This is a genomic window from Acidovorax sp. LjRoot194, from assembly GCF_964253015.1.
Taxonomy (GTDB): Bacteria; Pseudomonadota; Gammaproteobacteria; order Burkholderiales; family Burkholderiaceae_C; genus Acidovorax.
Genome location: NZ_CAXUQB020000001.1, coordinates 5,031,860 through 5,053,558 on the forward strand (window position 1 = coordinate 5,031,860; position 21,699 = coordinate 5,053,558).

Genomic DNA, 21,699 nt, shown 5'->3' on the forward strand with positions numbered 1-21,699 from the left:
GCCACTGCGCGCAAACGCAGTGGCCTTTTTTCTTCACCATCCGCATACCCCCACCCGTTCACGCTGAGCTTGTCGAAGCGCCGCGCAAGGCTTCGACAAGCTCAGCCCGAACGGTGGGGATGCATCGAACGCAACCCGCACCAGGCATCACCAAAAACAAGGCCACTGCGCGCAACCGCAGTGGCCTCCCTTGTTCACCCCGTCACAACCCCCAACCGTTCACGCTGAGCCTGTCGAAGCGCCGCGCGAGGTTTAGGCAGGCTCAGCCCGAACGGGGGATGAAGAAAACGCAGCCGGTAACGACCATGGACTTGCCCCTGCTCAACGTTGCGCAGCACCCAGCAGGTGGTAACTCTGGTCCAGCCGAGCCGTGCTGCCGTCCCGCACATCCCACCCCACGGCACGGCGGTAGCTGCCCCACAAAGGGGCCGCAGGCTGCGCGGGCCCGGCCTCGGTGAGCGCTGCCACCGACACCGTCTGCGGCGCCACGTACAGCGCATCCACCGGGCAGTACAGCTCGCACATGAAGCAGGTCTGGCAGTCGGACTGCCGGGCAATGACGGGCAGAAGGCCAGCCGAGCCCACACCCGCCTCCAGTGGCGGCGCCGCATCGAACACGCGGGTCGGGCACACCGCCACGCAGATGTTGCAGCCGGTGCAGCGGGCCGCATCGATCAACTCGATCATGCGGCCACCGCCTCGCGCTGCGCGGCGGCGCCCTCGCTCGCCGGGTGGCGCCCCGTCCACACCTGCTGCAGCCCGCCCACCACCACATGGTGCTGCTGGGCCGGGTCCAGCTGCGCAAAGTCGGTGCGCCGGTGCATGCCCCGCGTCTCGGTGCGCGCGAGGGCGCTGCGGTACATCCACCGGGCGTGGGCCAGCAGAGCCACAGCCTGGCGGGTGCGCCGCAGTGCCTCCGGCAAGGCCGAGGCACTGCGCTCGGCCTGCGCCCACAGGGCGTCCAGGCGCTGCAGCGAGGGCTCCAGCCCGTCGCGGCTGCGAAACCAGTTGCGCTCCAGCGGGAAGACTTCGGCCTGCACCGCCGCCACCAGAGCCTGCGGATCGATGCGCTCGGTGGCCGTGGTACGGATGTGCGAACACGCCGCCAGCCCCACCTGCCCCGCCCGCCACACCGGCGCAGCGGCAGGCGTGCTGCGGTGCGCCAGCGCGTGGTCGGCCGCGCCCGCACCGGACCAGAACCCCGTAGACAGCGCCCAGGCTGCGTTGTGGCTGCCGCCGCCGGTAAAGCCGCCGCAGATCGGCTCGCGCGAGGCCACGTCGCCGGCGGCGTACAGCCCCGGCACGCGCGTGGCGCCATCGAGCCCCTGCAGCTGCAGGCCGCCGGTGCCGCGCACCGTGCCTTCGAGCCGCAGGGTGATGGGGAACGGCTGGGTGAAAGGGTCCAGCCCCAGCCGGTCGAAGGGCAAAAAGAAGTTGGGCTGCGCCTGCCGCATCCAGGAGCGCACGGCGCCGTCGGCCTTGTCGAGCACGGCAAACACCGGCTCGCTGATCAGGCGCCGCGCGATGATGCTGCGGCCCTGCGACGAGCCCGCTCCGTCGATGACGGCACCGCCCGGGTCGCGAAAACTCGCCCAGTTGTAGAACAGCGATTTCGTCACGCTCGAGAACGTGGGCCCCAGGCCATAGGCGCTCGAAAACTCCATGCCCGAGAACACCGCGCCCGCCTCGGCCGCCATCAGGTGGCCGTCGCCGGTCAGCACATCGGTGCCCAGCGCCTTGCTCAAAAAAGCACAGCCTCCGCTGGCCAGCACCACGGCGCCGGCGTGTATGGCCCAGGGCACATCGCCCGGCTCCGCGACGCCCGTGGCACCACGCACCTGGCCGTGGTCATCCACCAGCAGTTCGAGCGCGGGGTGATGGTCCAGAATGCGCACGCCCGCCGCCTTCACCCGCTTGCGCATCAGGCGCATGTACTCGGGGCCCTGCAGCGAATTGCGCCGCTCGTTGCCCGCATCGTCCACCGGAAAGGGATAGCCCCAGTCGGCCAGCTGCTGCAGGTTGTGCCAGGTCTGGTCCAGCACGCGGTCCATCCATTCATGGCTGGCCAGAAAGCCGCCCACCGCCTCGCGCTGCGCCTTGGCGGCGGTGCGGGCCTGCAGGTCGGGCGGCACCCACCAGGTGCCGGTGCCCGACGGCGCGGTGGCACCCGAGGTGCCACAAAAGCCCTTGTCCACCAGCAGGACGCGCGCACCGCGGCCCGCAGCGGCAATGGCGGCCCAAGTACCGGCAGGGCCGCCGCCGATCACCAGCACATCGGTGTCGTGGGTGGGCTCTGCCAGGCGCTCTGCGCGGTGGAGGTCGATGGATTCAGGCATGGCAGATCTCCTCGTGAGAAGGGGTTCGACGGGACCGGTGGGAACGCTTACGGATTTGCGTTCAATCATTCAATGCGGTTCGGGCTAAGCCCTTCGGCGGGCTCAGGACAGGCTTCTCGAAGCCCGGTGTGGCGCTTCGACAAGCTCAGCGTGAACGGCTTTTTATTCTTGATAGCAACGGGGGCAGCTATGCATTCGCTGCGAGCCATCCACAACGCATGGAATGGGCGCGGCCCAGGCCAGGGCACCCGTGGAACTGGCTTTGCCAGGCCACCGGGTGCGTCCCCCCCTAGCGCGCAGTGCGTAGGGAGAGGGGCTGAGTGCCGCGGCTCCAAGCCTGCCTGCGCAGGCTTGGACGGCAACGAAGAGCGGTCGCCTCTGGCGAACGCACCGAGGCGCGAAGCGACTCAGGGGGGTTCATTTCAAAACGGCCGACTGCCCGACAGGCTGATGCGTTTGAGCAGACGCCGGTCCGCCGCATCGAACGCGGTGCGCGCGTGCAGCGTGGCCTGGTTGTCCCAGTACACGATGTCGCCCACCTGCCAGCGGTGGGTGTAGGCAAAGCGGGGCTGCAGCAGGTGCGCGCGCAGCCGCGCCACCAGGGCGGCGCCGTAGGCGGGGTCCACGCCCACCACCTCCACCTCGGTGGCCTCGCCCAGGTACAAAATCTTGCGGCCGGACTCGGGGTGGGTGCGCACCAGGGGGTGCACCTCGAAGGGCGTCACCGGCTCGATGTCAGGCGTGCGGTAGGTTGCATGGCCGCCCGCCAGCGGCTTCAGGCGGCGCAGGAAGGGGTTGTAGGTGATGAGCTGCAGGGCGTCGATCTCGGCGCGCGTGGCGGCGTCCAGCGTGTCGTAGGCGGCGGCCAGGTTGACCCAGGTGGTGTCGCCACCGGCGCGGGGCACCTCCAGCGCGTACAGCAGCGAGCCCGACGAGGGCACGGGCGTCCAGTGGTGGTCGGCATGGGCCGACAGCTCCTGGTTACCGAGCACGCCATCATCGACGTTCGCCACCTTGACGATGTCGGGTGTGTCGCCGCCGTACGGGTCCGACGAGCCCAGCACCGGTACGTTGATCGGCGCGCGGAACACGCTGCCGAAGTAGCTGGTGAAGCGCTGGAACTGCGGGTCCTCCAGCTGCTGGCCGCGCAGCAGCAGGATGTGGTGCTGCTTCAATGCCTGCTTGAGCGCCCAGACCTGGCTGGCCGTGAGCGGCTGCGACGCGTCGATGCCGTGCACCTCGGCGCCCAGCGGCGCATCGAGCGGGCGGATCGACCAGTCTGCGCCAGGTGATGCGGTGGCGGGCGTTACGGTGGCGGGCGTGGCGGCCAGGGAGAGATGGCGGGGCTTTTCGGCGAGGACGGTGCTCATGGGAACTCCTTGCGTAGAGAAAACGGGCATGTGCCGGGGTGGGTGGCTTGCTGCGGTAGCAGTGCGGCCTGCGGATCAGGCGGCCTTGCGGGCGGCCTGTGCATAGCGGCTGGGCGGGCGCTGCAGGCCCAGGTTCTCGCGCAGCGTGGTGCCTTCATATGCCGTGCGGAACAGGCCGCGGCGCTGCAGCTCGGGCACCACCAGGTCCACGAATTCGTCGAGCGACTGCGGCAGCACTGGTGGCATCACGTTGAAGCCGTCGGCCGCGCCGTTCTCGAACCATTCCTGCATGCGGTCGGCAATGGTCTGTGGCGTGCCCACCACCACCCAGTGGCCGCGCGCGCCGGCCAGATATTCGTAGAGCTGGCGCACGGTGAATTTCTCGCGCCGGGCCAGCTCCAGCACCACGTGGGCGCGGCTGTTGATGCCCTTGGGCGGGGTGGGAATGTAGGGTGGCGGGGCATCCAGGTCCCAGCGCGCCAGGTCTTCGGCCGGCCAGAAAGGTGCCAGCGTGGCCAGCCCCACGGCGGGGTGGATCAGCGCCTGCAGCTCGGCCCATTTGGCCTGCGCCTCTTCTTCGGTGCGGCCGATCACCGGCGAGATGCCGGGCAGCACCAACAGCTCGTCGGGCCGGCGGCCGTACTTGGCCAGGCGTCCCTTCACGTCGCCGTAGAACGCCTGCGCCTCGGCCAGGCTGGTCCAGGCGGTGAAAATGGCCTCGGCCGTGGCGGCGGCCAGCTCCTTGCCGTCCTCGGACGAGCCGGCCTGCACGATGACCGGGTAGCCCTGCGGCGGGCGCTCCAGGTTCAGCGGGCCCTTCACGCGAAAGTGCTTGCCCACGTGGTTCAGGGTGTGCAGCTTGGCCGGGTCCAGGTACACGCCGCTGGCCTTGTCGCGGATGAGCGCATCGTCGTCGAAGCTGTCCCACAGGCCTTTCACCACATCCACGAACTCGGTGGCGCGCTCGTAGCGCACGGCGGGGTCGGGGTGCGCCTCCTGGCCAAAGTTGCCGAATACATTGTCGGCACTGGTGGTCACCACGTTCCAGGCTGCGCGCCCGCCGCTGATGTGGTCGAGCGAGGCGAACTTGCGCGCCAGCAGATACGGGTCTTCGTAGGTGGTGGATGCGGTGGCGACAAAGCCGATGTGCTTCGTCACCGCCGCCAGCGCGGACCACAGGGTGACCGGCTCGAAGTACGACAGGCGGCCCTGGCGGCTCAGCGATTCGTCGTTGCCGTGGTTCTGCACGCCGGGGCTGTCGGCCACGAACACCTGGTCGAACAGGCCGCGCTCGGCCGTCTGGGCCAGCGCGATGTAGTGCTGCAAATTCACGCCCGCATCGGCCTGCGCACCCGGGTGGCGCCAGGCAGCGATGTGGTGGCCCGTGGCCATGATGAAAGCGCCCAGGCGCAGTTGTCGTTGGGTCATGTCAGGCTCTCTGATGGTGAAGATGGAGGCGCATCAGATGACGATGCGGCGGCCGTCGAAGCCGGTGAAGGCGAAGCCCTCGAACGGCTCGCGGAATGTCTGCTTTTGCTCGCGCAGCAGGCTGATGACTAGCGCCTCGCCCTGCGCATAGGCCGCTGCGGCGTCGGAGCGCCAGTGAATGCCCGCGGCGGTGCGGCCCGAGCCGTAGTTGAGCGCGAACTTGTTGAGCTCGCCGCCCACCGTGAGCGGCGGGCCCTGGTACGGGACCAGCCGGGTCGGGTCGCTGGGGTCGGGCTGCACGGGGTTCGGGATGACCAGCGACTCGTCGTAGAAGGCCTTGAGCAGCGTGGCCGTCACCGCCGCGATGATGGCGGCGCCACCGGGGTATGACGAATGGATGGGCGCGCCCTCCGGGTACACGTGCGGCAGCAGGTAGCTGCCGTTCTTCGCTCGGCTGCGCTCCAGCGCCTGCGAGCCCAGGAAGGATTCGTGGATGGGGTATTCGGTGACACGGTTCGCCAGCCGGTGGTGCACCAGGCCGCCGAACGCCTCGGGCCGCAGGATGCGCTGCTCGTACCACTTCTGGTAGTAGTTGACGCGGATGGCGAGCGAGCTGGCCAGCGACAGCAGCGACTGGAAATACGCCGGTCCGAAGGTGCCCGACGCGCCGCCGCTGGTCTTGAGCTTCAGGTACGGGTTGCTGGGTGCCAGGCTCTTGTCGCCCGCGTAGATACCGCCATAGCCCGGCTGAGTGGCCGACAGCGGCGTGCCCAGCAGCTGGTTGGCCGCAAAGCTGAAGGCCACCGCCGCGTGGGCATACGCCGCTAGGTCGCGCGTGGTGGCGATGTAGCGCAGGGTGGGGTCGAACGCGATGCGCCCGGCCGGCGCCTTGCCGTTTTGCACGTTCAGCCACTCGTCGTACTGCGTGAGGAACTCGTTGGCCGGCGTGTAGGTGCGGATGCGTGCCGACAGCGACTGCGGGCCGAGCGGCACGTCGCGGTACAGGAACTGCGAGATGTACGGCCCATCCGTCACGCCCGGTGGGGTGGCCCAGCGGCCGGTGCGGCCGCTGCGGTCGTTGCCATCCACGTACCAGGCCGCACCACGGAACAGCGTCTGCGGCGTCACCCGCCCGTTGACCTTGGGGCCGTGGAAGTCCGGCGCGCGGCTCAGTTCATCGGCCGCGGCGATCACGTCGGGGTGGCGGGTGCCGTCCTGGAATTCGCTGAAGGGCACGTCGCGCAGCAATGCCACCCAGTAGATTTCGGTGGCCTCACCCGCGCGCTGCGTGCCGGCCAGCGTGGGCGCGGGCGGCAGCGCGAACTGTGCGGCATTGAGGCCATCGAGGCTGACCGCCAGCGTGCCGATAGGGTTGACCAGCTTGCGCGTGCCGCCCAGCACGATCTTCTCGAAGTCCGTCGGCTCGCGCGAGGCGAAGGCGGCGGTGGCCAGGTTCCAGGCGCCCAGGTCCACCTCGCCCCGCGCGTTGTGCGGCAGGCCGCGCGTGTCCGACCCGATCTTGTTTGCGTACAGCGCATCGTCGCCATTGACGGGATGCGGCGGGATGGGCACTGCAGCGCTGGCGCGCGCCAGGTCAATGCGCAGCTGCTCGGCGCGGCGCACAAACTGTGCGTCGTAGCCTGCAGCCGTCAAGGCACCACCCTGCTGCGCCTGCGCCGCTGCGCTGGCGCCGAGCAGCGCCGGCGCCACCGTGGCGCCACCGGCCATACCCGCCAGCCCGGCACCTGCCTGGCCCAGGAAGTGGCGGCGCGGCGTACTGCGCGGGGCGCCGGGTGGCTGGGCGGTGTGGTGCGAATCCGATGTGCTCATTGGCAAACTCCCTGGTGTGTTGTGGTGTGTCGTTGTGGGGTGGGCTTCAGCGGGGCGGCTGCGCATGGCGCGGGCGCCCCGGTGGCAACGGGCTCATTGCGCGTAGCGCCAGGGGCTCTCCGCGTGCGGCGGCAGGCTGTGGGTGGGGTGGTGGGCCGGGTCGGCCAGCAGGCCGTGGCGCTTGAGCAGGGTGCGCAGCGTGTTGCGGGTCACCCCCAGCAGCCGCGCGGCCTGCACCTGGTTCTCGTGCGCCTGCTCGAAAGCGGAGCGCACCAGCGCTGCCTCGACCGTCTGATACAGCCCGGGAGCGCCCTGCGCCAGCAAGCCGTGCAGCACCGCTTGCAATGAGGAGCTTGCCGACGGTGGCTGCGGCGTGCCGGCCGCCACCGCGACTGTCGAAGCCACGGGCGGCTGCGGCAGCAGGGCCGGCACGAGCTTGAGGTCGCACGGCTCGATCACACCCAGCCGCGCCACGATGAGTGCGAAGTGCACGACGTTCTCCAGCTCGCGGATGTTGCCGGGCCAGGCGTACGACAGCAGGGCGTGCCGGGCCGCGGTGGACAAGCGCGCGGGCGGCTGGCCCAGGCGCTGGGCGTACAGGTCCATGAAATGCTCTGCCAGCGGCAGGATGTCGCCCGGGCGCTCGCGCAGCGGCGGCAGGTCCACGGCCGCCACGTTGAGCCGGTAGTAGAGGTCCGCCCGGAAGTGCTGCGCGCGCACGGCCCGCGCCAGGTCGATGTTGGTCGCGGCCACCAGCCGCACATCCAGCGCAATGGGTTTGCGCGAGCCCAGGCGCACCACCTGGCGCTCCTGCAGCACGCGCAGCAGCTTGACCTGCAGCGACTGCGGCAGGTCGCCGATCTCATCGAGGAACAGCGTGCCGCCCTGCGACGCCTCGAACCAGCCTGCGCGTGCCTGCGTAGCCCCGGTGAAGGCACCCGCCTCGTGGCCGAAGAGTTCGGCGTCGATCAGCGATTCGCTGAACGCACCGCAGTTGACCGCCACGAAGGGCCCGCGCCGGCCGCTTTCGGCGTGGATATGCCGCGCTATCAGCTCCTTGCCGGTGCCGGTCTCGCCCACTACCAGCACCGACGCGTCGCTGCGCGCGATGCGGTCCACATGGTCCAGCAGCTGAGCGGACCGGGGGTCATGGAACAGCAACGCCTTCGCGCGAATGGTCGGCGCCCCGCCCGCTGGCGACTCGGGCAGGGTCAGTACGCGATGTGTGGACAGGAGGCCTGAAGAGGCGGGCAAACGACTGGACATGCCGCCAGACTAAGACGCAGCGCTCCAACTGCGAACGCAGGATTTCGCATGTGAATATGCGGCAAACACTTTGTGCGCGGCTGTAACCCGCGCGCTCGCACATCGATTCAGCGATGCTGTGGGTGCTGCGCCCTGCCCGCACACACCCACACTGCAGACGCAAAAAAGGCCCATGCAGACAAAGCCGCAGGGCCAAATCCGGCCCAAGGGCCGGGGGGAGGGAGACGAGCTACACAAAAACTCGGAAGCCCACGCCCCGCGACCAACCCTGCTTGTGGGGTGGGTCGCTGGGGTGGGTCACGCGCTTAACAGCCGAAGGGACGGTTGGGGCGCATGGGGATGATGCCGTTCACGCGCAGCGTGGCATTGGAGCCATCGGAGGCGGTCAGGACCTTGTTGCTGAAGCGGATCTGGTTGCTGTCGCGCGCCACCGTGGTGTCGGTGGGCTCGCCGCTGCCGTATTCCTTGCCGTCGAACGTGACGAAGACCTGGTGCAGGCCGGTGGCGTCCGGGCGATAGCGAATGTCGCCGAAGGCCAGTGCTGCCGAGCCCACCTTGCCAAGGCCATCGAACTTGAACGAGCACAGTTCAGGCACGGAGCCCACCGGGTTGCGCTTGTCCACATCGGTCAGATTGATCGTGCCATTGCCGTAAACGCCGTTGAGCGCATCCACGCTCGCACCCGTCACGGTCAGAACACCGGGCTCATTGCTGGGCGTCGGATCGTCGTCGTTGCCGCCGCCGCAAGCGACCAGCAGTACAGAAGTGGCCGCGAGGGCAACACAGGTCTTGAGCAAGGATTTCATGGTGATGGATGTCCGTAAGATTTGATGGAAGTGCTGGGGGCCTTTGCGCACTGGCGGCAGGCCCTGCATCGCATCCTAAAAAATTCGTTCCCCACCCAACGTGCGCAATATTCTGCGCCGCGCGTAGGACACAGCCCGACAGTGAGGTACGCCACGGCGGGCTGTGCACGCAGAACATCCGCACAAACGTTTCACCGCTGCGCGGAGCGGTACCGTGAGCCGCCCCTGCCTACCGCGCCAGCACCGGAGCCAGAGCCCGCCCCGTGTGCGTGCCCTGCTGCACCACCTCTTCCGGCGTGGCGGCCGCCACGATGCGGCCGCCTTCCTTGCCGCCTTCGGGCCCCAGGTCGATGATCCAGTCGGCCTCGGCGATGACGTCGAGGTCGTGCTCGATCACCACCACGCTGTGGCCGCCGTCCACCAGCCGGTGCAGCACGCGGATGAGCTTGTCCACGTCGGCCATGTGCAGGCCCACCGTGGGTTCGTCCAGCACGTACAGCGTGTGCGGCGCCTTCTGGCCGCGGCGGCCCACTTCGTCGCGCACCTTGGTGAGTTCGGTCACGAGCTTGATGCGCTGCGCCTCGCCGCCGGACAGCGTGGGCGAGGGCTGGCCCAGCGTGAGGTAGCCCAGGCCCACGTCCTTCAAAAGCTGCAGCGGGTGCGCGATGCTGGGCATGGTGGCGAAGAAGTCCACGGCCTCGTCCACTTCCATCTGCAGCACGTCGCCGATGCTCTTGCCGCGCCAGGTCACGGCCAGCGTCTCGGGGCTGAAGCGCGCGCCGTGGCAGGTCTCGCACGGCACCTTCACATCGGGCAGGAAGCTCATCTCGATGGTGCGCACGCCCGCGCCCTCGCAGCTGGCGCAGCGGCCTTCGCCAGTGTTGAAGCTGAAGCGCCCGGCCGCATAGCCCCGCGCCTTGGCCTCCAGGGTTTCGGCAAACAGCTTGCGGATGGTGTCCCAGAAGCCGATGTAGGTCGCAGGGCAGGAGCGCGGTGTCTTGCCGATGGGCGTCTGGTCCACTTCCAGCACGCGGTCGATGGACTCGAAGCCCGACAGGCCCGCGCAGCCCACCAGCGGCGGCGCCTTGCCGGCGTCCATTGCGTCGCGCCCGGCCTTGGTGGAGCGCTGCTGCACCCAGGCCTGCACGTTGGCCAGCAGCACGTCACGTGCCAGCGTGGACTTGCCCGAGCCGCTCACACCCGTGACGGCCACCAGGCGGTGCAGGGGCAGCGTGGCGGTCACGTTCTGCAGGTTGTGCAGCTGCGCGCCGTGCACCGTCAGCCAGCGGATGGCGGCGCGGGCCTTGGCGTCTTCCAGCGCGCTGGCGGCCAGCGATGCAGCCTGCGCGGCGCGCTTCTTGACGGCGGCGCTCTGGCGGCCCTTGGGTGCGGGCGCAGCATCTGCGCCGCCGGCATCGGCGGCCTCCAGCACCTCGGGCACCATGCTGCGGCGCGGCTGCAGCGGGTGGCGCATGGCGTGCAGCAGGTAGCGGCCCGTCTGCGAGTCTTCGGCCCCGGTGATGTCGGCCACGCTGCCCTGCGCCACCAGGCGCCCGCCGCGTTTGCCCGCGCTCGGGCCGATGTCGATGATGTGGTCCGCGCGGCGGATGGTGTCCTCGTCGTGCTCCACCACCACCAGCGTGTTGCCCTTGTCGCCCAGCTTGTGCAGGGCGTTGAGCAAGATCTGGTTGTCGCGTGCGTGCAGGCCGATGGTGGGCTCATCCAGCACGTAGCACACGCCCTGCAGGTTGCTGCCCAGTTGCGCGGCCAGGCGGATGCGCTGCGCCTCGCCACCGCTCAAGGTCGGAGCGCCCCGGTCGAGTGTGAGGTACGACAGGCCCACCTCTTCCAGAAACTCCAGGCGGCTCTGGATCTCGGGCACCAGGTCGCGCGCGATGTCGGCCTCGCGCACCGACATGCCGCCGTCGGCGCGCAGGCTCTCCACCCAGCGGCGCACGTCCGTCACGGACATGGCGGCGATGTCGGTGATGCCCACCCCTGCGAACTTCACGGCGCGGGCTGTCGCGTTCAGCCGCGTGCCGTGGCAGGTGGCGCAGGCGGTGTCCTGCAGGTCTTCCACCTCGGGCTCGGCAAAGGTCTGCTCGCGGCCCTTTTCCTTGTCGTCCTGCACCGAGTCATCGAACACCTTGCGCTGCTCCTTGGTGAGCTTGACGCCCGTGCCCACGCAGTCGGGGCACCAGCCGTGCTTGCTGTTGTAGCTGAACAGGCGCGGGTCCAGCTCGGCATAGCTGGTGGCGCACACCGGGCAGGCCCGCTTGGTCGAATACGCCTGCAGGTGGCCGATGCCTGCCGTGGGTTGCCCGCCTTCCATGGCTGCGGCCAAGTCCGCGATGCTGCTGAGCACATGCACCACGCCCTTGCCGTGCGTGAGCGCCTGCGCCAGCGATTCGCGCAGCAGGGCCTCGTTGTCGGGAGAGACGTCAATACTGGCCACCGGCAGCTCGATGGTGTGCTCCTTGAACCGGTCGATGCGCGGGAAGTTGGTGGTGGGCAAAAAGTTGCCGTCCACGCGCAGGTGCGTGAAGCCGCGCGGCCGCGCCCAGTCGGCCAGCTCGGTGTACACGCCCTTGCGGTTCATCACCAGCGGCGCGAGCAGCCCGATGTGCTGGCCGCGGAACTGCGTGAGCAGCTGGGCGGCAATGCTCTCGGGCGTCTGCGGCTGCACCGCGGCGCCATCCTTCACGCAGTGCTGAGTGCCCAGCTTGACGTACAGCAGCCGCAGGAAGTGCCACACCTCGGTGGTCGTGCCCACGGTGGACTTGCGCCCGCCGCGCGACAGGCGCTGCTCGATGGCTACGGTGGGCGGTATGCCGTACACCGCATCCACCTCGGGCCGGCCCGCGGGCTGCACGATGGAACGCGCATAGGCGTTGAGAGATTCGAGGTAGCGCCGCTGGCCTTCGTTGAACAGGATGTCGAACGCCAGGGTGGACTTGCCCGAGCCGCTCACGCCGGTGACCACGTTGAACTTGCCGCGCGGAATGTCCACGCTGAGGTTCTTGAGGTTGTGCTCCTTGGCGTTGACGATTTGTATGGCATTTTTGGCCTCCACCGCTTTACCATCCAGCGCCACCAGCTCTCTTTTTCGTAGCGCTGCGGCTTTCTCGTGCACCGAGTGGCCGCCCACGCCCAGCGTGAGTTCGTAGTCGCGCAGCGCCTGGCCGGTGTGCGACGTGGGGTGCTGGCGCACGTCTTCGGGCGTGCCCTCGGCCACGACCAGGCCACCGGCATAGCCGCCTTCGGGCCCCAGGTCGATGAGCCAGTCGCTCGCGCGGATCACGTCCAGGTTGTGCTCGATGACGATGAGCGAGTGCCCCGCGTCGATGAGCTTGCGCAGCGCGCGCATGAGCTTGGCGATGTCGTCGAAGTGCAGGCCCGTGGTGGGCTCGTCGAACAGGAACAGCGTGCCCTTGCGCGCCACGGCCTGTCGCGACTTGCTTTGCACCCGCGCCGCCTCGGCCAGGAAGCCCGCGAGTTTGAGGCGCTGCGCCTCGCCGCCGCTGAGCGTGGGCACGGGCTGGCCCAGTGCCACGTATTCCAGCCCCACGTCCACGATGGGCTGCAGCGCGCGGATCACGTCGCGGTCGGCGGCGAACAGCGCCGCGGCTTCGGCCACGGTCAGGGCCAGCACATCGGCCACGTTCAGCGTCCGGCCACCGCGTTCAATGGTGATCTCCAGGATCTCGGGGCGGTAGCGCTTGCCGTCGCAGTCCGGGCAGCGCAGGTACACGTCCGACAAGAACTGCATCTCCACATGCTCGAAGCCCGAGCCGCCGCAGGTGGGGCAACGCCCGTCGCCGCTGTTGAAGCTGAACTTGGCGGCGGTGTAGCTGCGCTGTTTGGACAGCGGCGCCACGGCGAACAGCTCGCGCACGCTGTCCCACGCGCCCACATAACTCACCGGGTTGGAGCGCGCGGTCTTGCCGATGGGCGACTGGTCCACGAACACCACGTCCGACAGGTGGTCGGCGCCCAGCATGCGGTCATGTGCGCCCGGCGCGTCGGTGGCCTTGCCGAAGTGGCGCAGCAGCGCGGGCGCCAGCACGTCCTGGATCAGGCTCGACTTGCCCGAGCCGCTCACGCCCGTCACGGTGACCAGGCGCTGCAGCGGGAACTCGACCGACACGTTCTGCAGGTTGTGCTCGCGCGCGCCTTCGAGGATGAGGCGCGGGGTGGATTCGGTCACCATGCGCTTGAAGCCGAAGCCCACATGCTTGCGGCCGCCCAGGTAGGCGCCGGTGAGCGTGTCGGCATGGCGCAGGTCGGCCGTGGTGCCGTCGAACACGATCTGCCCGCCCAGGCGGCCCGGGCCGGGGCCCATGTCGATCATGCGGTCGGCCGCGAGCATCACGGCGGGGTCATGCTCCACCACCACCAGGGTATTGCCCGCGTCGCGCAGGCGCAGCATGGCCTCGGTGATGCGGTGCATGTCGCGCGGGTGCAGGCCGATGCTGGGCTCGTCCAGCACGAAGAGTGTGTTGACCAGGCTGGTGCCCAGCGCGGTGGTGAGGTTGATGCGCTGCACCTCGCCGCCGCTCAGGGTGCGGCTTTGGCGGTCGAGCGTGAGGTAGCCGATGCCCACGTCGCACAGGTAGCGAAGGCGCGTGGTGATCTCTTCGTGCAGCAGCTTCAGGGCCTGCGCATCGCCACCGGCCGCGGCGTCGCCCACGGGCAGCTCCATGCGGTCGAAGAAGCGGCGCAGCCGGTCGATGGGCAGCAGCATCAGGTCGTGCAGGCACAGGCCGGGCAGTGCTTCGAGCTGCGCGCGCGACCACTGCACGGCCTCGGGCATGAAGCGGCGTGCCGGGTCGACCGCGGCGTCCGCGTCGTCCTTGCTGCCCACGCGCCACAGCAGGCTTTCGGTCTTGAGGCGCGCACCTGCGCAGGTGGGGCACGGCGTGTAGCTGCGGTACTTGGACAGCAGCACGCGGATGTGCATCTTGTAGGCCTTGCTCTCCAGGTACTCGAAGAAGCGCTTGATGCCGTACCACTGCTTGCTCCACTGCCCGTCCTTGTAGCCGGGCGCGCCGCCGATGACCCATTTCTTCTGGTCGTCGGTGAGCTTGTTCCAGGGCGTGTCGCGCGGGATGCCGGCGGTTTCGGCATGGCGCATGAGGTCGTCCTGCGCCTCTTTCCACGCAGGGGTCTGGATGGTCTTGATGGCCCCCGCGCGCAGCGTGAGCTTGTCGTTGGGGATGACGAGGCCGTAGTCCACGCCTATCACGCGGCCGAAGCCCCGGCAGCTCTCGCACGCGCCCACGGCGGAGTTGAACGAGAACATCGAGGGGATCGGGTCGCTGTAGCGCAAGTCGCTGTCGGGGCAGTGCAGGCCGGTGGAAAAGCGCCAGAGCTCGGGCGCGGGTTCCACGGCTTCCGTTCGCGCCCCACTTGTCGAAACGTTGTCCCGGCCTTCGACAGGCTCAGGCTGAACGGTCTGGGTTGAGGGGAGCACATAGACGTTCAGCCGACCCGTGCCACGCTTGAGCGCGACCTCGATGGCCTCGACCACGCGCGCCTTCTCGGCATTGCCCAGGCGGAAGCGGTCCGCCACCACATCGAGCACCTTGCGCGGGCCGGTGGGCGTGGCCACCTCGCGCTCGGCCTGCACCTTGGTGAAGCCGCTGGCCGACAGCCACTGCTCCACCTGCTCGGGCGACGTGCCGCCCGGCAACTCGACCGGGAAGGTCAGCACCACGCGCGGGTCGCCGGCCTCGGCGCTGCGGCGCTGCAGCTCGGCGTAGATGGTCTCGGGCGAGTCGTGGCGCACGGGCTGCGCGGTCTCCTTGTCGAACAGCTGGCCGGCGCGCGCGAACAAGAGCTTCAGGTGGTCGTTGAGCTCCGTCATCGTGCCCACGGTGGAGCGGCTGGAGCGCACGGGGTTGGTCTGATCGATGGCGATGGCGGGCGGCACGCCTTCGACCTTGTCCACCGCCGGTTTGTCCATGCGGTCGAGGAACTGGCGCGCGTAGGCGCTGAAGGTCTCCACGTAGCGGCGCTGGCCCTCGGCGTACAGCGTGTCGAACACCAGGCTGGACTTGCCCGAGCCGCTCGGGCCGGTGACCACCGTGAGCTCGCCGGTGCGGATGTCCAGATCCAGGTTCTTGAGGTTGTGCTGGCGTGCGCCGCGGATACGGATCAGTCCCTGGGTCATGGAAGCGTCTTTCTGGGGTAAGGCGGAACATTCTAGGGACGCCGGGCCGGGTCTGCCGGGCCGCGCGCATTACCCCCGCACCGCGGTGCACGCGGGTTTGACAAGGCGCAAAAGCCCTTGGCAAAGGGGTGTTTTTCTCGGACAAACCCTTTAAACGCTTCAAATACATGCGCTTAGACTGAACTCTTACGCAAAGACACAAACAGGAGACAACCATGAACCGATGGCAGATACGGTGGGGCGGGGCCGCCGCCCTGGCGCTGGGCCTGGCCACGGCCGGCCATGCGCAGATCCTGATCGGGCAGACGGCGGGCTTTTCAGGCCAGGTGGCGGCGGGCGTGAAGGAGACCACCGACGGCGCCAAGCTCTATATCGACATGGTCAACGCCAAGGGCGGCGTCAACGGCCAGAAGATCGAGCTGACCTCGCTGGACGACAAGTTCGACCCCAAGATCGCGGCCGAGAACGCCCGCAAGCTGATCGAGGACAACAACGTGCTGGCGCTGTTCCTCACGCGGGGCACGCCGCACACCGAGGCCATGATCCCGCTGCTGGAAAAGCACGGCGTGGCCCTGGTGGCGCCCTCCACCGGCGCGATGGTGCTGCACCAGCCGGTGCGCAAGTACATCTTCAACGTGCGCGCCACCTACCAGCGCGAGGCCGAAAAGGCCATGACCCACCTGGCCTCCATGGGCATCTCGCGCATTGGCGTGGTGTATGCGGACGACAGCTTCGGCGCCGACGGCGTGGCGGGGGCCCAGAAAGGCCTGGCGGGCGCCAAGCTCACGCCCGTGGTGCTTGAGAAGTTCGACCGCGCCAAGCCGGACTTCACGGCCATCGCCGCCAAGGTGGCCAAGGCCGATACCCAGGCGGTGCTGATCATCGCCTCGGGCTCGACCGTGGTGGAGGCGAACACCGCCTTTCGCACCGCGGGCTCGGCCGCGCAGATCGTGACGCTGTCCAACAATGCCTCGGGCGGCTTCATCAAGAGCCTGGGCGCCAACGCGCGCGGCGTGATCGTGACGCAGGTCTACCCCAACGAGCGGGCCGTGACCTACCCCATGGTCAAGGAGGCGCAGGAGCTGGCCAAGGCCAAGGGCGCGGGCGACATCACCCCGGCCATGCTGGAAGGCTATGCGGCCGCCAAGGTGCTGGTGGAAGGCATCAGGCGCGCCGGCCCCAAGCCCACGCGCGAAAAGCTCCATGCGGGCCTGGAGAGCATCAAGAAGCTGGACCTGGGCGGGCTGGAGGTGAGCTACAGCCCGGAGGACCACACGGGCCTGGACTTTGCCGATTTGTCCATCATCGGCACGGACGGCAAGTTCCGGCGGTGACGGCTGGCAGAGCTGCAGCGGCAGTGGGCGCGGGCGAACGCGCAGCATGGCATGCCGCCACTACGCGTTTCTACAGATGCCTTGTCATGGTCCGTCCCTAAACTCCCCACCCTTACAAGAAAGAGAGACACCATGACCGTTCCCGGCCCCCTGGCGAAACGCGCGGCCCTGCTGCTGGCCCTGGCACTGGGCATCGCCCATGCCGCCCACGCCCAGATCCTCATCGGCCAGACCGTGGGCGTGACCGGCTCGGCCGCCGCCACCGTGGCCGAGTCCACGCAAGGGGCCGCCCTGTACATCGACCACGTGAACGCGCGCGGCGGCGTGGGCGGGCAGAAGGTGGAGGTGGTGCTGCTCGACGACAAGTTCGAACCCAAGCTCACGCTGGAGAACGCCAAGACGCTGATCGAGCAGAAGAACGTGGTCGGCCTGTTCATGACCCGCGGCACGCCGCACACGCAGGGCATCATCCCGCTGCTGGAGCAGCACGGCGTGCCCCTCGTCGGCCCGTCCACCGGCGCCATCGCGCTGCACCAGCCGGTCAGCAAGTACATCTTCAACGTGCGCGCGCCCTACCAGCGCGAGGTCGAAAAAGCCATCACGCACCTGAACACGCTGGGCATCAAGCGCATCGGCGTGGTGCATGTGGACGACACCTTCGGCGCCGACGGCCTGGCCGGGGCGCAGATCGGCTTCAAGGCCAATAGCCTCGAAGCCGCCTTCGTCGAGAAGTTCGACCGCGCCAAGCCCGACTACAGCGCCATCGCACCGCGCGTGGCGGGCAAGCAGCCGCAGGCCGTCATTTTCATCGGCACCGGCGCTGCGGTGGTCGACGGCATCAAGGCGCTGCGCGGCGCGGGCGTCACGGGCCAGATCGTCACGCTGTCCAACAACGCCTCGGGCGGCTTCGTGAAAGCGCTGGGCGAACAGGCGCGCGGCGTGGTCGTCACGCAGGTGTTCCCGTCCGAGCGGTCGCTGAACTACGCGGTCATCAAGGAGGCCATGGACCTCGCCCGCGCCAAGAACATCGCCGACCTCACGCCCGCCATGGTGGAGGGCTTCGTGACCGCCAAGGTGCTGGTCGAAGGTCTCAAGCGCGCCGGCCCCAAGCCCGACCGCGCCAAGCTGCAGGCGGGCCTGGAAGGCATCAAGAAGTGGGACCTGGGCGGCCTGGAGCTGAGCTACAGCCCCACGGACCACAGCGGGCTGGATTTTTCGGACCTGTCCATCATCGGCAGCGACGGGCGGTTCAAGCGCTGACGAATGGCGGGGGGATGAGGCCGATGCGGCCGATGCCTCCGATGCCTCCGATGCAGCCGACAGGGTGAGAACGCGCAGCCAGCAAACAAAAAAGCCCGGTGCCACCATGGCCCGGGCTTTTTGTCTTTGAAGCTTTCTTGCAGGGGCACCGGCGCTACACGCCGCCGCCCCCTGCGGTCCTTCAGACCAACATCATGGCGCGCTGGCAGCCGACGCTGGTGCCGAAGCGGCAGGCGCCACCACCGGTGCCGGTGCGCTGGCGGGTGTTTCAGGCACGTGCACCGCATCGGCACCATGCTTTTCACCGCCCATGTCGGCCTTGTCGCCCGCCTTGATGATGACGTACATCGACAGGGCAGCGAACAAAACGAAGCCAACAGCAATCTTCCACATAAATATCTCCTTGGTTCCCGCGGGCGGGTGGGGGTTTGGGTTTGAGTTTGGGTTTGTTCAATCAAGGAGCCTGGGCGCTGCGTTGTAGGTTGTGCTGTGTGGCACAAGCCCCTTGATGGAACACAGGGCCCGTCCCTTGCGGGGCGGGCCCTGTGCACCCGTCAATTCATGACGATCTTCTTCATCAGCACCGGTCAGTCGTTGGCGTAGATGTCGACGTCCTTGGTTTCCTTGATGAACAAGCCACCGATCACCACCGTCGCGCCGGCAATGATGATGGGGTACCACAGGCCGTTGTACATGTTGCCGGTCTGGGCCACGATGGCGAACGCCGTGGTGGGCAGCAGGCCGCCGAACCAGCCGTTACCGATGTGGTACGGCAGGGACATGGACGTGTAGCGGATGCGGGTCGGGAACATTTCCACCAGCATGGCGGCGATAGGCCCGTACACCATGGTCACCAGCAGCACCAGGTAGGTCAGGATCACAACGACCATGACCTTGTCGATGCGGGCAGGGTCTGCCTTGGTGGGGTAGCCGGCAGCCTTCAGGGCATCGGCCACGGCCTTCTTGAACTCGCCGTCCTTCTTCTTGGCTTCGTCAGCGGGCAGGCCCTTGCTGGTGTACGACGTGATGACCGTCTCGCCAATCTTGATCGTGGCGGGCGTGCCGGCAGCGGCCGTGGCGTTCTCATAGCTCACCGAAGCGCCAGCCAGCACCTGCTTGGCGATGTCGCACGAGCTGGTGAACTTGGTGGTGCCGGTGGGGTTGAACTGGAACGAGCACTCGTCGGGGTTGGCCGTCACGACCACCTGGTTCTTGGCCTGCGCTTCGGCCAGGGCGGGGTTGGCCGCCTTGGTCAGCGCGCCGAACACCGGGAAGTACGTCACCGCAGCCAGCAGGCAGCCTGCCAGGATGATCGGCTTGCGGCCGATCTTGTCGGACAGCGCACCGAACACGATGAAGAACGGCGTGCCGATCAACAGCGAGATCGCGACGAAGATGTTGGCGGTGGCGCCATCGACCTTGAGCGCTTGCGTCAGGAAGAACAGCGCGTAGAACTGGCCCGAGTACCAGACCACGGCCTGGCCGGCGGTCAGGCCCACCAGTGCCAGGATCACGATCTTGAGGTTCTTCCACTCGCCGAACGATTCCTTGAGCGGCGCCTTGGAGGTCTTGCCCTCGGCCTTCATCTTCTGGAATGCAGGCGACTCGTTCATCGACAGGCGGATCCAGACCGAAATGGCCAACAGCAGGATCGACACGATGAACGGAATGCGCCAGCCCCAGTCGCCAAAGGCTTCTTCGCCCATGACCGTGCGGGTACCCAGGATGACCATCAGCGACAGAAACAGACCCAGCGTGGCGGTGGTCTGGATCCAGGCCGTGTAGGCGCCGCGACGGCCGTGCGGAGCGTGCTCGGCCACGTAGGTGGCGGCACCGCCGTACTCACCGCCCAGGGCCAGGCCTTGCAGCAGGCGCAGCACGATCAGGATGACCGGAGCGGCCACACCGATCTGCGCATACGTGGGCAGGATGCCGACGATGAAGGTCGACAGGCCCATGATCAGGATGGTGACCAGGAAGGTGTACTTGCGGCCGATCATGTCACCCAGGCGGCCGAAGAAGATGGCGCCGAACGGACGGACGATGAAGCCCGCGGCAAACGCCAGCAGCGCGAAGATGAACGCCGAGCCGGCATCCAGACCGCTGAAGAACTGCTTGGCGATGATGGCCGCGAGCGAGCCGTACAGATAAAAGTCGTACCACTCGAAAACAGTGCCGAGCGACGACGCGAAGATGACCTTCCTCTCTTCGGGCGACATCGGCCGCGGTGCGGGATGAACGGTTGCCATGTGTGTGTCTCCTGTTGGTTTTGCAGACCGCGCTTCCGCGGCTGCGCCCATTGTTCGAGATGGCACTGACCACGCTCTGACGCCAAACCAACAAGAGCTTTCACCAAACTGACCGCTCTCTGACAACTTAAGGTGAAACCCGCAGGGCCCCTTTCAGCATCCGGAAATCGCTCACGCCTTGCCGGGTAAACCCGATGGGAGCTGGCTGACAGCATCCCAGCCCGGGCCGTCGAACCACGCGTCGCCGTCGAGGTACGCGCGCAGCATCGGAAGGCCGTCGAGGCCCCAGAACAGCTTGCCGTCCACCTCGAACGCCGGCACGCCAAAAACGCCCGCCGCCTGTGCGGCTTCGGTGTTGGCGCGCAGCAGGGCCTTGGGGCTGTCGCTGGCCGCATCCTCGCCGGGACGCAACTGGTCCGCGAGCTGCGTGGCCAGGTCGGCCAGGCGCGCGGCGTCGAGCGCGTCGTGCCCGCCCTGCCACACGTGGCGCAGCACCGTGCCCGCCACGAAGCGGTTGATGTGCCCGTCGTCGCTGCACGCCAGCGCCGCGCGCAGCAGGGGCAGCGGGTTGAACGGGTGCCGCGCGGGCATCTGCAGCAGCGTGCCCTGCGCATGGCCCAGCCAGGTCACGTGGCGGTAGGTCCAGTCGCGCTTGGGGGCGATGCCGGCGGGGCCCGGGTTGGCATGCTGCTGCAGCAGCGCGCCCAGCAGCACGGGCTTGTAGGCCACGCTGTAGCTCAGGCCCTCCAGCACCTCGGGCAGGCGCTCGAACGCGAGCCAGGCGTAGGGGGAGACGAAGTCGAGGTAGAACGTGATGCGCTTCATGGCGTCGTTTCCTGCGCGGAGGGTGTGGACTGCGGGGGCGGCGATGTCAGCGTGATCCCGGCACGCCCCAGCAACCCGGCCCAGATGCGGCGGCGCGTGTCGCTATCGGCACCGGACCAGATACGGATCTCGTCGAGCGTGCGAAAGCAGCCTTCGCAGTGCGTGTGGTCGAGCGACAGGCGGCACACCGAGATGCAAGGAGACGGCACGACTTCTTGACTCTTTGAATCAAAATGGCCGCTACCGCTTGCCTGCCGGGCGCGAATAGCTAGCAAATCTATAGCATTCATGCCACGGGCTGTGCGGACGCTTCCACAGGCGCCAGCACCACGTCCACCACCGGCGCACCGGTCAGGCGCTGCAGGTCGCTGGGGTGCAGCGGGAACACGCTGTGCGGATGCCCAGCCGCGGCCCACACCACGTCGAAGCGCAGCAGGTCCCGGTCGATGAGCGTGACGGGCGGCGTGGCGTGCGCCACGGGCGAGACGCCGCCGATGGAAAAGCCGGTGCGCGACTTCACGAAGTCCGCATCGGCACGGCCGATCTTGCCGCCCACATGGGCTTCGACCTTTTTCTCGTCCACACGCCGGTCGCCCGAGGTGACCACCAGCACGGCCACGTCGTCGCTCTTGCGCCGAAAGATGATGCTCTTGGCCACCTGCCCCACCAGAATGCCCAGTGCGTCGGCCGCCTGCTGCGCGGTGCGCGCGGCGTCGTCCAGCATCTGCGGCATGTGAGGGTGGTTCAGCGTTTGCAGCGCTGCAGCCACACGCTGCACGCCCTCGGGAAGGTTCTTCAGTTCAGCTCCACACACGGTCGTCAT

Annotated in this window: 15 protein-coding genes; 2 read left to right on the plus strand and 13 right to left on the minus strand. The window is 68.2% G+C overall.

Going from position 1 to position 21,699, the window contains the following annotated elements:
- Positions 1-321: 321 nt before the first annotated feature.
- The 8 genes from ACSQ3N_RS22720 to uvrA all read right to left on the minus strand — a co-directional run bounded on the left by ACSQ3N_RS22720 (position 322) and on the right by uvrA (position 15,208).
- Entirely contained in the window at positions 322-687 is a 366-nt protein-coding gene (locus ACSQ3N_RS22720) for a 4Fe-4S dicluster domain-containing protein (RefSeq protein WP_056162764.1), read from the minus strand.
- Complete coding sequence (locus tag ACSQ3N_RS22725) at positions 684-2,336, minus strand: FAD-dependent oxidoreductase (protein ID WP_436147530.1); 1,653 nt, start codon at positions 2,334-2,336, stop codon at positions 684-686. The genes ACSQ3N_RS22720 and ACSQ3N_RS22725 overlap by 4 nt, the downstream gene beginning before the upstream one ends.
- 422 nt (positions 2,337-2,758) lie before the next feature.
- The gene (locus ACSQ3N_RS22730; RefSeq protein WP_436147531.1) at positions 2,759-3,706 is read right to left on the minus strand and encodes a TauD/TfdA dioxygenase family protein; all 948 of its coding nucleotides are present in this window, start codon (positions 3,704-3,706) and stop codon (positions 2,759-2,761) included.
- 75 nt (positions 3,707-3,781) lie between these two features.
- Entirely contained in the window at positions 3,782-5,134 is a 1,353-nt protein-coding gene (locus tag ACSQ3N_RS22735) for an LLM class flavin-dependent oxidoreductase (protein WP_436147532.1), read from the minus strand.
- Positions 5,135-5,167: 33 nt separating this feature from the next.
- Positions 5,168-6,964: a twin-arginine translocation pathway signal protein gene (locus ACSQ3N_RS22740; RefSeq protein WP_436147533.1), complete on the minus strand. Its 1,797-nt coding sequence runs from the start codon at positions 6,962-6,964 to the stop codon at positions 5,168-5,170.
- Positions 6,965-7,057: 93 nt separating this feature from the next.
- Positions 7,058-8,230 (minus strand): sigma-54 interaction domain-containing protein, encoded by a 1,173-nt coding sequence (locus ACSQ3N_RS22745; protein WP_436147534.1) that lies wholly within the window; start codon positions 8,228-8,230, stop codon positions 7,058-7,060.
- A 305-nt stretch (positions 8,231-8,535) separates the two neighbouring features.
- Complete coding sequence (locus ACSQ3N_RS22750) at positions 8,536-9,036, minus strand: hypothetical protein (RefSeq protein WP_436147535.1); 501 nt, start codon at positions 9,034-9,036, stop codon at positions 8,536-8,538.
- A gap of 229 nt (positions 9,037-9,265) precedes the next feature.
- The gene (gene uvrA, locus ACSQ3N_RS22755; RefSeq protein WP_436147536.1) at positions 9,266-15,208 is read right to left on the minus strand and encodes an excinuclease ABC subunit UvrA; all 5,943 of its coding nucleotides are present in this window, start codon (positions 15,206-15,208) and stop codon (positions 9,266-9,268) included.
- Between the two features lie 215 nt (positions 15,209-15,423).
- Here uvrA and ACSQ3N_RS22760 point away from each other — a divergent pair, with 215 nt between their 5' ends.
- Both ACSQ3N_RS22760 and ACSQ3N_RS22765 read left to right on the plus strand, forming a co-directional pair.
- The gene (locus ACSQ3N_RS22760; protein WP_396506798.1) at positions 15,424-16,542 is read left to right on the plus strand and encodes an ABC transporter substrate-binding protein; all 1,119 of its coding nucleotides are present in this window, start codon (positions 15,424-15,426) and stop codon (positions 16,540-16,542) included.
- 132 nt (positions 16,543-16,674) lie between these two features.
- Positions 16,675-17,802: an ABC transporter substrate-binding protein gene (locus tag ACSQ3N_RS22765; protein WP_436147537.1), complete on the plus strand. Its 1,128-nt coding sequence runs from the start codon at positions 16,675-16,677 to the stop codon at positions 17,800-17,802.
- Positions 17,803-17,994: 192 nt separating this feature from the next.
- Here ACSQ3N_RS22765 and ACSQ3N_RS22770 read toward each other — a convergent pair whose 3' ends face one another.
- The 5 genes from ACSQ3N_RS22770 to ACSQ3N_RS22790 form a co-directional block, all read right to left on the minus strand.
- Positions 17,995-18,195: a hypothetical protein gene (locus ACSQ3N_RS22770; protein WP_056162738.1), complete on the minus strand. Its 201-nt coding sequence runs from the start codon at positions 18,193-18,195 to the stop codon at positions 17,995-17,997.
- Between the two features lie 194 nt (positions 18,196-18,389).
- A complete protein-coding gene (locus ACSQ3N_RS22775) occupies positions 18,390-20,051 on the minus strand; it encodes an MFS transporter (RefSeq protein ID WP_056162734.1) in 1,662 nt (553 codons plus the stop codon).
- 171 nt (positions 20,052-20,222) lie between these two features.
- On the minus strand, positions 20,223-20,876 hold the full coding sequence (locus ACSQ3N_RS22780) for a 2-hydroxychromene-2-carboxylate isomerase (protein WP_436147538.1): 654 nt from the start codon (positions 20,874-20,876) through the stop codon (positions 20,223-20,225).
- Complete coding sequence (locus ACSQ3N_RS22785) at positions 20,873-21,166, minus strand: DUF1289 domain-containing protein (protein ID WP_436147539.1); 294 nt, start codon at positions 21,164-21,166, stop codon at positions 20,873-20,875. Before ACSQ3N_RS22785 ends, ACSQ3N_RS22780 begins: the two co-directional genes overlap by 4 nt.
- Positions 21,163-21,690 carry a YbaK/EbsC family protein gene (locus ACSQ3N_RS22790; RefSeq protein WP_436147540.1) on the minus strand — a complete coding sequence of 176 codons (528 nt, stop codon included), beginning with the start codon at positions 21,688-21,690 and terminating at the stop codon, positions 21,163-21,165. The genes ACSQ3N_RS22785 and ACSQ3N_RS22790 overlap by 4 nt, the downstream gene beginning before the upstream one ends.
- Positions 21,691-21,699 lie beyond the last annotated feature (9 nt).

Excerpts from the sequence above, each read along its gene's own strand:
- ACSQ3N_RS22770 (WP_056162738.1), bottom strand. The coding sequence starts at position 18,195 with ATGTGGAAGATTGCTGTTGGCTTCGTTTTGTTCGCTGCCCTGTCGATG.
- ACSQ3N_RS22730 (WP_436147531.1), bottom strand. The coding sequence starts at position 3,706 with ATGAGCACCGTCCTCGCCGAAAAGCCCCGCCATCTCTCCCTGGCCGCC.
- uvrA (WP_436147536.1), bottom strand. The coding sequence starts at position 15,208 with ATGACCCAGGGACTGATCCGTATCCGCGGCGCACGCCAGCACAACCTC.
- ACSQ3N_RS22720 (WP_056162764.1), bottom strand. The coding sequence starts at position 687 with ATGATCGAGTTGATCGATGCGGCCCGCTGCACCGGCTGCAACATCTGC.
- ACSQ3N_RS22750 (WP_436147535.1), bottom strand. The coding sequence starts at position 9,036 with ATGAAATCCTTGCTCAAGACCTGTGTTGCCCTCGCGGCCACTTCTGTA.
- ACSQ3N_RS22785 (WP_436147539.1), bottom strand. The coding sequence starts at position 21,166 with ATGAATGCTATAGATTTGCTAGCTATTCGCGCCCGGCAGGCAAGCGGT.
- ACSQ3N_RS22775 (WP_056162734.1), bottom strand. The coding sequence starts at position 20,051 with ATGGCAACCGTTCATCCCGCACCGCGGCCGATGTCGCCCGAAGAGAGG.
- ACSQ3N_RS22740 (WP_436147533.1), bottom strand. The coding sequence starts at position 6,964 with ATGAGCACATCGGATTCGCACCACACCGCCCAGCCACCCGGCGCCCCG.
- ACSQ3N_RS22745 (WP_436147534.1), bottom strand. The coding sequence starts at position 8,230 with ATGTCCAGTCGTTTGCCCGCCTCTTCAGGCCTCCTGTCCACACATCGC.
- ACSQ3N_RS22735 (WP_436147532.1), bottom strand. The coding sequence starts at position 5,134 with ATGACCCAACGACAACTGCGCCTGGGCGCTTTCATCATGGCCACGGGC.
- ACSQ3N_RS22725 (WP_436147530.1), bottom strand. The coding sequence starts at position 2,336 with ATGCCTGAATCCATCGACCTCCACCGCGCAGAGCGCCTGGCAGAGCCC.
- ACSQ3N_RS22765 (WP_436147537.1), top strand. The coding sequence starts at position 16,675 with ATGACCGTTCCCGGCCCCCTGGCGAAACGCGCGGCCCTGCTGCTGGCC.
- ACSQ3N_RS22780 (WP_436147538.1), bottom strand. The coding sequence starts at position 20,876 with ATGAAGCGCATCACGTTCTACCTCGACTTCGTCTCCCCCTACGCCTGG.
- ACSQ3N_RS22760 (WP_396506798.1), top strand. The coding sequence starts at position 15,424 with ATGAACCGATGGCAGATACGGTGGGGCGGGGCCGCCGCCCTGGCGCTG.